The organism is uncultured Psychrobacillus sp. (genome assembly GCF_938022135.1).
Taxonomy (GTDB): Bacteria; Bacillota; Bacilli; order Bacillales_A; family Planococcaceae; genus Psychrobacillus.
Genome location: NZ_CALIED010000065.1, coordinates 38,778 through 49,808, shown reverse-complemented (window position 1 = coordinate 49,808; position 11,031 = coordinate 38,778). Strand labels below are relative to the sequence as shown.

At 39.5% G+C, this 11,031-nt stretch carries 12 protein-coding genes; all 12 read left to right on the top strand.

The features are described from left to right. The first annotated feature begins 193 nt into the window (after positions 1-193). Positions 194-772, top strand: coding sequence for a thymidine kinase (locus tag Q0371_RS12450; RefSeq protein ID WP_169359456.1), 579 nt, complete (start codon positions 194-196; stop codon positions 770-772). 393 nt (positions 773-1,165) lie between these two features. Continuing rightward, complete coding sequence (gene prfA, locus Q0371_RS12445) at positions 1,166-2,245, top strand: peptide chain release factor 1 (RefSeq protein ID WP_169359458.1); 1,080 nt, start codon at positions 1,166-1,168, stop codon at positions 2,243-2,245. Then, positions 2,238-3,095: a peptide chain release factor N(5)-glutamine methyltransferase gene (gene prmC, locus Q0371_RS12440; protein ID WP_366518590.1), complete on the top strand. Its 858-nt coding sequence runs from the start codon at positions 2,238-2,240 to the stop codon at positions 3,093-3,095. Before prfA ends, prmC begins: the two co-directional genes overlap by 8 nt. 45 nt (positions 3,096-3,140) lie before the next feature. Next, complete coding sequence (locus Q0371_RS12435; protein WP_298471549.1) at positions 3,141-3,671, top strand: stage II sporulation protein R; 531 nt, start codon at positions 3,141-3,143, stop codon at positions 3,669-3,671. Between the two features lie 67 nt (positions 3,672-3,738). Continuing rightward, positions 3,739-4,770 carry an L-threonylcarbamoyladenylate synthase gene (locus Q0371_RS12430; protein ID WP_298471546.1) on the top strand — a complete coding sequence of 344 codons (1,032 nt, stop codon included), beginning with the start codon at positions 3,739-3,741 and terminating at the stop codon, positions 4,768-4,770. Between the two features lie 88 nt (positions 4,771-4,858). After that, entirely contained in the window at positions 4,859-5,362 is a 504-nt protein-coding gene (locus tag Q0371_RS12425) for a manganese efflux pump (RefSeq protein WP_169359462.1), read from the top strand. Positions 5,363-5,407: 45 nt separating this feature from the next. After that, positions 5,408-5,854 (top strand): low molecular weight protein arginine phosphatase, encoded by a 447-nt coding sequence (locus Q0371_RS12420; RefSeq protein WP_298471542.1) that lies wholly within the window; start codon positions 5,408-5,410, stop codon positions 5,852-5,854. Continuing rightward, positions 5,851-7,161 (top strand): HAMP domain-containing methyl-accepting chemotaxis protein, encoded by a 1,311-nt coding sequence (locus Q0371_RS12415; RefSeq protein ID WP_298471538.1) that lies wholly within the window; start codon positions 5,851-5,853, stop codon positions 7,159-7,161. Before Q0371_RS12420 ends, Q0371_RS12415 begins: the two co-directional genes overlap by 4 nt. Before the next feature lie 115 nt (positions 7,162-7,276). Continuing rightward, a complete protein-coding gene (gene rpiB, locus Q0371_RS12410; protein ID WP_298471536.1) occupies positions 7,277-7,714 on the top strand; it encodes a ribose 5-phosphate isomerase B in 438 nt (145 codons plus the stop codon). A gap of 21 nt (positions 7,715-7,735) precedes the next feature. Continuing rightward, positions 7,736-8,281, top strand: coding sequence for a TIGR01440 family protein (locus tag Q0371_RS12405; RefSeq protein ID WP_251552366.1), 546 nt, complete (start codon positions 7,736-7,738; stop codon positions 8,279-8,281). Continuing rightward, complete coding sequence (gene glyA / locus Q0371_RS12400) at positions 8,278-9,537, top strand: serine hydroxymethyltransferase (RefSeq protein WP_205964045.1); 1,260 nt, start codon at positions 8,278-8,280, stop codon at positions 9,535-9,537. Before Q0371_RS12405 ends, glyA begins: the two co-directional genes overlap by 4 nt. Before the next feature lie 341 nt (positions 9,538-9,878). Beyond that, positions 9,879-10,508, top strand: coding sequence for a uracil phosphoribosyltransferase (gene upp / locus Q0371_RS12395; RefSeq protein ID WP_169359468.1), 630 nt, complete (start codon positions 9,879-9,881; stop codon positions 10,506-10,508). The last annotated feature ends 523 nt before the right edge of the window (positions 10,509-11,031 follow it).

Below are 11,031 nucleotides of genomic sequence, written 5' to 3'. Positions count from 1 at the left end.
TCGGGGTCAAATGGATAAAAGCTCCGGTGGCTGAGGAGCTGCCTCCTCGCTTTTCTCCATTTGCCTGTCGGGGCAGGAATAGGCGCTTGCGCTTTTCTTGTGACAATTCCTTTAAAATAGTTTCGGGGAATACACCCGTATGATATAAATAGATAGAAGCAAAATACATAGTCGATAAGTAAGGAGATATATCATGGCTCAACTATTTTTTAAGCATGGTGCGATGAACAGTGGAAAATCAATTGAAATTCTAAAGGTAGCACATAATTATGAAGAACAAAACAAACCAGTCGTTATTTTCACACCTGGTATTGATACTCGTGATGAGGTGGGACACGTCTCTAGCCGAATTGGTTTGAAGAGAAAGGCCACTGCAATTTATGATGAAACAAACCTATATGAAGTAGTAAAAGAAATAGATCCGAAACCATATTGTGTGTTAATCGATGAGGTGCAATTCTTAAAAAAAGAGCACGTTCTTCAGCTTACACAAATTGTAGATGAACTAAATATCCCTGTCATGGGCTTTGGCTTAAAGAATGACTTCCAAAACGAAATGTTCGAGGGCAGTAAATATATGCTGATCTATGCGGATAAAATCGAAGAAATGAAAACGATATGCTGGTTCTGTCATCGCAAAGCAATCATGAACTTACGAGTGGATGAGAGCGGTCAACCAGTATATACAGGAGAACAAATTCAAATTGGTGGAAATGACTCCTATTATCCAGTTTGCCGCAAATGCCACTCCAATCCACCGCTTACTCAGTGAACGAGTAGGTACTTCTAATACAATATAGAGAACCTTGCGGAGACGAAGCCGAACCTTGCGGAGATGGTGATGAACCTTGCAGAGACAAGGACTAACCTTGCGGAAATGAGCGAGAACCTTGCAGAGACGAGGATAAACCTTGCGGAAATAGGTAAGAACCTTGCAGAAAGCCGAAAACTTTGAACAAACGGTTTCCACCTGTGCAGTTGAGCTATCAATCCATAAAGTAGCGGATGGCGAGCGAAATTGTATCTTCGCGAGCGCTTTACTGAATAGAATAGGTATATATTCTTTCATTAGCATAAAGGGTCTTTAAAATAGAAAAAGTAGCAAGGACTCCGCTTTTTCTTTATAATAGTACTATTAGACATATAAATGAACGAGGTGAGCACGATGTTTGATCGATTACAATCGGTAGAAGACCGTTATAATAATTTAAATGAATTGCTTAGTGATCCAGATGTAGTGAATGATACAAATAAGCTAAGAGAGTATTCAAAGGAACAATCGAATCTACAGGCGACAGTGGATGCGTATAGAGAATATAAGGATGTTAAAAGCCAATACCAGGATGCAAAGCAAATGCTTGATGAGAAGCTAGATGCAGATATGCGTGAAATGGTAAAGGAAGAAGTGAACGAGCTAGAAGGTCAGATTGCTGAGCTAGAAGAGCGTTTACGTATTTTGTTGATCCCGAAAGATCCGAATGATGACAAAAACGTTATTATGGAAATTCGTGGAGCTGCGGGTGGAGATGAGGCAGCATTATTTGCAGGAAATCTTTTCCGTATGTACAGCAGATTTGCGGAAACACAAGGCTGGAAAATCGAGGTTATGGAATCGAATCCAACTGGTTTAGGCGGATATAAAGAAATTATCTTTATGATTAATGGGAATAATGCCTATTCGAAGATGAAATACGAAAATGGTGCACACCGCGTGCAGCGAGTTCCAGAAACTGAGTCAGGCGGCCGTATTCATACATCTACTGCAACAGTAGCAGTTCTTCCAGAAGCGGAAGAGGTGGACGTAGAGATTCATGAAAAAGAAGTTCGTGTAGATACTTTTGCATCATCAGGTGCTGGTGGTCAATCGGTTAACACAACTATGTCAGCTGTTCGTATGACCCATTTACCTACAGGTATCACTGTTTCCATGCAGGATGAAAAATCTCAGATTAAAAATAGAGAAAAAGCGATGAAAATTCTTCGTGCACGTGTAGCGGATAAGTTCCGTCAAGAAGCGCAAGCAGAGTATGATGCTGTCCGTAAATCAGCGGTTGGTACTGGTGACCGTTCGGAACGAATTCGCACATACAATTATCCACAAAATCGCGTGACTGACCATCGTATTGGTTTAACTATTCAAAAGCTAGACCAAATTTTAGAAGGTAAGCTAAATGAAGTGGTGGATGCACTGATTTTAGAGGATCAAGCTGAAAAGCTAGAAAGAATGAATGATACAAATGTCTAAGACCATTTATGAGGCCCTGAACCGGGCTTCTTCTTTTTTAGAGGAAAATAACCGTGAAAAAGAAGTAGCTCGTTATATTTTGCAATTTGTCCTAGGAAAAAATTACTCTGAGCTTATGATGACCATGTATGAAGAGATATCAACAGATTCTTTTAATACTTTCTGGAGCTATGTGGAGGAGCATGCAACAGGTAGACCGTATCAATATATTATTGGTCAGGAAACCTTTTATGATCGAGAATTTTTAGTGAACGAGTCTGTTCTAATTCCCCGCCCTGAAACCGAGGAACTAATAGAAGAGGTAAGAAAGCGTGTGCCACTTCTATTTAAGGATAAAAGCCCGTTACATATTGCAGATATCGGTACAGGAAGTGGAGCCATTGCGATTACGATTCAAAAGGAGCTGCCAAATGCAAACGTAACTGCTACAGATATATCTGAGAATGCTTTACAGGTAGCTGCCGGGAATGCAGAAAGACTGTCAGCAACTATCGACTTTAAACAGGGAGATTTGGCAGAGCCTATATCACATGAAAAATGGGATGTTGTTTTATCGAATCCACCTTATATTGCACATTCAGAGGCGCCAAGCTTATCAGATACCGTGATCGATTATGAACCACATTTGGCTTTATTTGCAGATGAGGATGGTCTTTTACTTTATCGTAAATTATCAGAGCAGCTTCCTTCCTTGATGAATTCAACTAGTTTAATAGGTTTTGAGATTGGCTATGAGCAGGGGCCAGCTGTTGCTGGAATGCTTCAAAAAGCCTTTCCTAAAGGGAATGTAGAGGTTATTCAAGACATTAATGGAAAAAATCGTTTTGTTTTTTGTACAAATGCTGAATAAGATATGAATCTATTGGTAACAATGTTCCTAAGGGAGGAATGTTACATGTTACCAGATTACGAGATAAAAAGAGCAGGTAAAGTAGGACAAAAAATAGATGCAGTTATTCTCTTTGTATGGATGCTATTGGTTATTCAAACGATTTTATTTGTTTTCATTCATAATGCGGAACAAACGGAGGCGATGCGCTTTCGATTAGTTGCTAACAGCAACACCGCTTATGATCAGCAAGTGAAAATGGAAGTACAGGAAAAAATAGCGCCAATCTTAGTCAATTATGAAAAGGATCCGGACGCTACAATAAAAGAACTGGAGAAAACAGTTGTGAGTCTATCCAGTAGCTTGCAGGAGAAGATGACAATCACACAAGGTCAAACGATCTTTCCGCCAAAGGAATGGGAAAGTGGAATTGCAGCTCAGACGCAGGTGGAGGCGATTGTAGTTTCGATCGGTAGTGGAAGAGGAGATAATTGGTGGTGCGGTCTATTTCCTAAAGCATGCTATAAAGAAGAAGTAAAAGAAGAAAAGCCTAAATTCTTTGTTTGGGAATGGTTAAAAAAGAAATTTTCCACATAGTTTTCCACAATTGTCTGAAAGTTATTAACATTTTGTGGATAAGGTTCTAAAAAAGGAGAAGTTACGTATGAATACAAAAATTTTATCTGTGGGTAACTTATCCACAGAAGAAATAAGTTATACAGAGGCCGTCCAATTATTACATTCGGGTGAAGTGGTAGCTTTCCCAACGGAAACTGTTTACGGCTTAGGGGCCATCGCAACGAATGAAAAAGCGGTAGCGAAAATTTTTGAAGCAAAAGGCAGACCCCAGGATAATCCTCTTATTGTGCATATTGGATCTAAGGATGAAATGAGTGATTTTATCTCTCACATCCCGGAAAAGGCTCAGCTATGTATGGATGCATTTTGGCCTGGCCCATTAACGTTAATACTTCCGCTGAAGGAAACTGTTTTGGCTTCCAATGTTAGCGCAGGCTTGGATACAGTCGGGGTAAGAATGCCTAATCATCCTGTAGCTTTAAAACTTTTACGTGAACTAAAACTTCCGGTTGCTGCTCCGAGCGCAAACCGAAGTGGAAAACCTAGCCCAACTAAAGCAAGACACGTACACAAGGATTTAAATGGTAGAATCCCTGCTATAATAGATGGCGGAGCAACTGGGATGGGACTTGAATCGACGGTGCTTGACTGTACTATCGAGATTCCAACTATTCTACGACCAGGTGGAGTAACAAAGGAAATGCTTGAACAAGTTATTGGTAAGGTCAATGAAACAAAGCTTGTAGATAAATCAGAAGCTCCAAGAGCACCTGGCATGAAATATGCTCACTATGCCCCGAATGCACCTGTCTATTTAATAGAGGCATCTGTACAATCGATACAAGAAGCTATCGCTAGTATACATAAGGAAGATAAAAAGGTTGCCCTCATTGCAACGGATCAATTGAAAGTAGTAGATGCCAACTATTATTTTTCACTTGGTAACAACGAACAAGTAAAAGAAGCTGCTCATTTGCTATATGAGGCACTTAGAAGCTGCGATGATACAGATGCAGATATCGTGCTTGCCCCTGTTTTCCAAAAGGATGGCGTTGGAGCAGCAATTATGAATCGTTTAGAAAAAGCAGCAGATGGTAAATGGTTTTTCGAAAAGTAAAACAAGTTAAAAAAGGTTGTCTATATTTTGTATTCTCTCCGGTCCATTTGCATACATTTAATTATGCAAATAGACGGGAGAGATTTTTTTGTGGACAGAAATATTAGCAGGATTCTTAATGTCGGTAGATGTACTTATCTTATTTTCTCTTGTATCATATAGAAAACAGGTTTTGACTCTAGCTGCTTGGGTTGCATCCTTACATATGCTCTTCCCCTTAATAGGTTATTATGCAGGTGTTTTGGTACAAACCTATTTACAGCAGGCAAGCCCTTATTTATCAGGAGTTCTGCTAACCTTGGTAGGTCTTCAAATGGTATTATCAAAATCTCCAAAAGAAATACCGATGATGCCACCGTATATCTTGGCTATAGTAGCGAGTCTAGATACCTTCTCCGTAAGTATTTCCTTTGGTATGCTCCAAGTAGAAAAGTTCATTTTTATTCTAAGTGCAGGCATCTTCGCTTTTGTTGGAGTAATTGTTGCACAGAAAATTATATATAAAAACACTGTGATGAACAGAGGTATGATTATGAAACTGGCCGGTGGAGTTTTGCTAGTCATGGGTTTGCTTACTCTTCAAAATATATAACAAAATAAACAGCCTATACACACTAACATAAAGGAATGATCTAGTATGAATATTTTATTTGTCTGTACAGGAAATACTTGTAGAAGTCCAATGGCAGAGGCAATTTTAAAAGCAAAGAAGTTAGATAATGTAAATGTGAAGTCAGCAGGTATTTATGCAATGGATGGAGAAAATATGTCTCTAAATAGTCAAAAAGTTCTAATGGACAACAACATTCCTTTTACCCATAAATCCTCCTCCCTACAGCCGTCTATAGTTGAGTGGGCAGATTTAATTTTAACGATGACTGCTGCCCATAAACAAGCTCTGATTTTTGCTTTTCCAGAAGCAATTTCTAAGATTTATATGTATAAAGAATTCGCAACTCCGGACGATATACAGGATGTAATGGATCCTTTTGGAGGAAACTTAGGTATATATGAACGGACTTATGAAGAGCTTAGTGAACTAACAGAGGGATTAGTGAAGAGACTACAGGGGGAAAAGGGATGAAAGAGAAAAGAAAGAAGCACGCCTTTGGATTTCAAAAGAAGATAGTGCTTTTTGTAACGGTTCTTGCATTAATTACGTATTCAACCAGTGCATTGTTTATCAATTATGTACAACCTTATTTACAGACGATGGATATAAATATAGGAGCCCTTCCATTTGAAATTCTTACATATGCTTTAGGTATATTCTGGTCAGGCCTTCTTGCTTACTTTTTCAGTGGTTTAATCATCAAGCCTCTGTTTAACTTGGAGAAGGTTGCAACACTTGCTTCAGAAGGCAAAATTGGCGTGGATGTAGAAGTTCCAAACTCTAAAGATGAGATTCAATCCGTAGCTATTGCCTTCCAAACGATGTTAGAAAATCTTCGTGAAATGGTCCAAGGAATAGAAGAAAACTTTGATAAAACAAACAACAGTGTACAAAAGCTTGCAGAAGAAGCTTCCGTTGCATCTGATCAGGCAGAGGCAATCGCCTCTACTATAGCTCAAATTTCCGAAGGAGCAGAGCAATCCGCTATGGCTGTGCAAGAAACAGCTGAGTCAGTAGAGGATGTTAGAGTACTTGCTTCGGAGGTAAATAAGCGTGCTGAAAAATCTTCTGTACAGTCAAAAGAAATGATTACCGAGCTATCAGAAACTACTAAGGTCATACAATCTTTAGTGAGTGGCATACAAAAAATTGCCTCTGGCAGTGAATCTGCTTTAGGGAATGTTCATCAGTTAGAAGAGAATGCCAGCAAGGTTGAAAGTATTATTCAGTTAGTTGGAGACATAGCAGCACAAACTAATCTGCTGGCACTGAATGCTTCTATAGAAGCTGCACGTGCAGGAGAGCATGGTAAAGGATTCGCAGTAGTAGCAGAGGAAGTACGTAAACTTGCAGATGAAAGTGCGAAGGCAGTACAAGGTATTTCTACTCTTATTCTAGCGATACAAAGTGATGTTCAAACAGTAGTTCAACAGATGACGAACCAAGTAAGCTTTGCCGTTGGGGAAGCCAAACGTGTATCTGAAACGAATGCAGCAGTAGAAGGTATGTCGACAAAAGTTCATGAAATGGCTGAATCAGTAGTGGAAATTTCTTCTCTTGTTGAAAAACAGCTTTCTAATATAGAAAGCACCGCTCGACAATCTCAGGATGTGGCAGCAATTGCAGAGGAAACGTCAGCAGGAGCAGAGGAAGTAAGAAGTGCTACGGATGAACAAGCTCGCTCTATTGAACAAGTTGATATTTTAACAGAAGACTTGAAACGTCAGTCCGAAGATTTGTTCCAGGTCATCTCTCAGTTTGACCGTACTGCCCGATAATGTTATAAAATGAATATGTCACAAACGGATACAGCTCAAACGATTTGAGTTGTATTTTTTTGCTCAAAAAGGTGGTATGATGGATTTGAGTACTAAACAGAAAAGAGGGAACAAGATGAAAATTGCAATTTCTTCTGATCACGGAGGCAATAACCTTCGTAAAGAAATTATTCAACAGCTTGAAGAACTCGGACTTTCCTATAAGGACTTTGGTCCACAGACAAATGATTCTGTCGATTATCCTGACTATGCAGCACCGGTAACAGAAGGTGTAGCAAGTGGAGAGTATGATCGCGGGATTTTAATTTGTGGGACAGGTATTGGAATGTCCATCGCTGCCAACAAGATTAAAGGAATTCGTTGTGCTTTAGTGCATGATGTTTTTTCTGCTAAAGCAACACGTTGTCATAATGACTCTAACGTTCTTGCAATGGGAGAGCGAGTAATTGGTCCAGGCCTTGCACGAGAAATCGTGGCAACTTGGTTAGCTCAAGAATTTGAAGGCGGTCGTCACGAACGCCGTATTGAAAAAATTTCAGCTTTAGAAAAATAACATGGAATAGAGGGATTTCAGATGGAAGCAAAAAATTTGTGGCAACAGCAAATGGAACAGCTTCTCCTGGAAGTGGAGCAGCAAATAACGTTTCATGAAAATGATTTGTTCGTTGTAGGATGCTCTACCTCTGAAGTAATAGGGAAAAAGATAGGAACTGCCGGTGGGTTAGAGGTAGCAGAGGTTTTATTTGAACCGATTCGAGCATTTGCCGAGCGCAATAAAATACTTCTGGCCTTTCAAGGCTGTGAACATATCAATCGTGCATTAACAATGGAAAGAGCCACACAGCAGCTATATAGACTGCCGGAGGTTTCAGTTATTCCAGTTGTTCGTGCAGGAGGCTCTATGTCTGCCTACGCATATACCCAATTCCAGGAGCCTGTAGTGGTGGAACATGTGCAGGCTAAAGCAGGACTTGATATTGGTCAAACCATGATTGGCATGCAGCTGCAACCAGTTGCTGTACCGATACGTGTATCCACCAAAATGGTAGGGGAAGCGATTATAACAATCGCTAATACTCGACCGAAACTTATTGGCGGGGTACGAGCATTTTACGGATGAATTTAGAGGAGGAACTAGAAGTGAAAAAGATTCAATCACAAGATCCAGCAGTATTTGAGGCAATGTTATCAGAGAAAAAACGTCAACAATCAAACATCGAACTTATTGCATCAGAAAACTTTGTTTCAGAAGCTGTAATGGAAGCACAGGGTTCTGTTCTGACAAATAAATATGCAGAGGGCTATCCTGGTAAACGCTATTACGGTGGCTGTGAGCATGTAGACGTAGTAGAGAATATTGCTCGCGATCGCTTAAAAGAAATTTTTGGAGCAGAGCATGCAAATGTGCAACCACATTCTGGTTCTCAGGCTAATATGGCCGTTTATATGACAGCTTTACAGCCTGGTGACACTATTTTAGGGATGAACTTGTCACACGGCGGGCATTTAACGCATGGTTCTCCTGTAAACTTTAGTGGAATTCAATATAATTTCATTGAGTATGGTGTAAACAAAGAAACAGAAATGATAGATTACGAGGAAATTCGCTCTATCGCTCTAGAACACAAGCCTAAAATGATTGTTGCTGGTGCAAGTGCATATTCACGTACAATTGACTTCGCTAAATTCCGTGAAATTGCGGATGAAATTGGAGCATACTTATTCGTAGATATGGCTCATATAGCAGGTTTAGTAGCTGCAGGTCTTCATCCAAACCCAGTACCACACGCTCATTTTGTGACTTCTACAACGCACAAAACGTTACGTGGACCACGTGGTGGATTGATTTTAACTACTGAGGAATTCGCTAAGAAAATTGATAAAACTATTTTCCCAGGTATCCAAGGCGGTCCATTAATGCATGTAATTGCTGCAAAAGCGGTTGCGTTCGGTGAAGCACTTCAACCTGAGTTTAAAGAATATCAACAGCAAGTAGTTGCAAATGCTAAGGTACTAGCTGACAGCTTAACAGCAGAAGGAGTTCGTATTGTTTCTGGCGGTACGGATAACCACGTTATGCTATTAGATGTTTCTGCACTAGGCTTAACTGGTAAAGTTGCAGAGCATGTACTAGATGAAGTAGGAATTACTGCTAACAAAAATACAATTCCTTTCGATACTTCTAGCCCATTCATTACTTCAGGAGTTCGTGTAGGAACACCAGCGGTAACTTCACGTGGCTTCAAAGAAGAAGAAATGAAAGAAATTGCTTCTATTATTGCTAAGCTATTAAAGAATCATGAGGATGCTACAGTAATTGCTGAAGCAAAAGAAAGAGTGCAAGCTCTAACTGATCAATTCCCTCTATATAACTAACTGTTGTGTGGGAGGCCTATGACTGTGTCATAAGCCTCCTTTCATTATGGCATTCAGCTTTATTGGAACTTAATAAATGAAGGCAGAACAAATAATGTCTCTTTTTAACTGAAGATCTCACTGGAAGTCGGACATACTATTCAAAGTAACTGTCTTGACGGTAGCCTCAGTCTGTAAACGGATGTATTTGTGTAAAGTATCGCTTATCTTAATGTAACCAACAGAAATCGTTCGTTTAAATGAAATAGACGCAATATTAAGTCCCTGTGATTACTAGTATGATTACTACCGTTTTTGTTATAATGGCAAAGATGAAAAAAAACAAGAAGGAGAGATGTAATATGGCAAAAGTATACGTATTTGATCATCCACTGATTCAACATAAACTTACATATATCCGTGATGTGAAAACTGGTACGAAAGAGTTCCGCGAATTAGTAGATGAGGTAGCGACATTAATGGCCTTTGAAATTACACGTGACTTACCTTTAGAAGAGGTGGAAGTAGAAACTCCTGTTCAGGTTACAAAATCGAAAGTAATTGCAGGAAAGAAATTAGGTCTAGTTCCAATTCTTCGTGCGGGTATAGGGATGATCGATGGTATGTTAAATCTTATTCCAGCTGCAAAAGTGGGACATATCGGACTTTATCGTGATCCAGAAACATTAAAACCGGTTGAATATTACGTTAAGCTTCCTGCAGACGTTGCTGATCGTGACTTTATCCTAGTAGATCCAATGCTTGCAACTGGCGGATCTGCCATAGAAGCAGTTAACTCTCTGAAAAAGCGTGGTGCAATGAGCATTAAGTTTATGTGTCTAATCGCTGCTCCTGAAGGGGTAAAAGCACTTCAAGATGCTCACCCAGACGTTGATATTTATATTGCTGCATTAGATGAAAAGCTAAACGACCACGGTTATATAGTTCCTGGTCTTGGAGATGCTGGAGACCGTTTATTCGGAACAAAGTAAAATACGGCATTTTCTCTATCGAGAGTAAAATTAGGATAATTAGGTAATGCTTGCAGTATGTTGGCTTTCCAGTTCCAGATGGAGGGTCAACCTGCTGCATAAATGTATGGTAAGATGGTAACGTGTGCTAAATAAGAGAAGTATTTTTGCGGTGAAAACTCTTGTTTTGAAAAAGTTGCGAAATTTTCTTTTAAATTTGTCGATAAATTGTCAATCTAGTCATCTACGTGAAGTTTTTCACTGATAGCAATTGACATCAAATAGCCCCTATTGTATGCTTACAAAGGATAAATCATGATAGGGGTTTCATGCGTGAAACACTTGATGTATCAACTTTCTACTAGATTCACAGTTTTTACTTATATTAGGGGAAACGTGAGTACACTTTTATGCGTCATTTGACGTCCGTTACAAGAGATAGCTCTATTTTCAGCGATTCTCTCACAGCTTGTAGGTTCTATAGAAGATACGTTCACGTTTTAGTGAATTGATCATACTTTTGGAACCACTCCAATCTTTTAGT

What these genes read in the sequence shown, in the direction of transcription:
- prfA (WP_169359458.1), top strand. Translation starts at nt 1,166, where the DNA reads ATGTTTGATCGATTACAATCGGTAGAAGACCGTTATAATAATTTAAAT.
- Q0371_RS12430 (WP_298471546.1), top strand. Translation starts at nt 3,739, where the DNA reads ATGAATACAAAAATTTTATCTGTGGGTAACTTATCCACAGAAGAAATA.
- Q0371_RS12450 (WP_169359456.1), top strand. Translation starts at nt 194, where the DNA reads ATGGCTCAACTATTTTTTAAGCATGGTGCGATGAACAGTGGAAAATCA.
- glyA (WP_205964045.1), top strand. Translation starts at nt 8,278, where the DNA reads ATGAATTTAGAGGAGGAACTAGAAGTGAAAAAGATTCAATCACAAGAT.
- upp (WP_169359468.1), top strand. Translation starts at nt 9,879, where the DNA reads ATGGCAAAAGTATACGTATTTGATCATCCACTGATTCAACATAAACTT.
- Q0371_RS12420 (WP_298471542.1), top strand. Translation starts at nt 5,408, where the DNA reads ATGAATATTTTATTTGTCTGTACAGGAAATACTTGTAGAAGTCCAATG.
- rpiB (WP_298471536.1), top strand. Translation starts at nt 7,277, where the DNA reads ATGAAAATTGCAATTTCTTCTGATCACGGAGGCAATAACCTTCGTAAA.
- Q0371_RS12415 (WP_298471538.1), top strand. Translation starts at nt 5,851, where the DNA reads ATGAAAGAGAAAAGAAAGAAGCACGCCTTTGGATTTCAAAAGAAGATA.
- Q0371_RS12435 (WP_298471549.1), top strand. Translation starts at nt 3,141, where the DNA reads ATGTTACCAGATTACGAGATAAAAAGAGCAGGTAAAGTAGGACAAAAA.
- Q0371_RS12405 (WP_251552366.1), top strand. Translation starts at nt 7,736, where the DNA reads ATGGAAGCAAAAAATTTGTGGCAACAGCAAATGGAACAGCTTCTCCTG.
- prmC (WP_366518590.1), top strand. Translation starts at nt 2,238, where the DNA reads ATGTCTAAGACCATTTATGAGGCCCTGAACCGGGCTTCTTCTTTTTTA.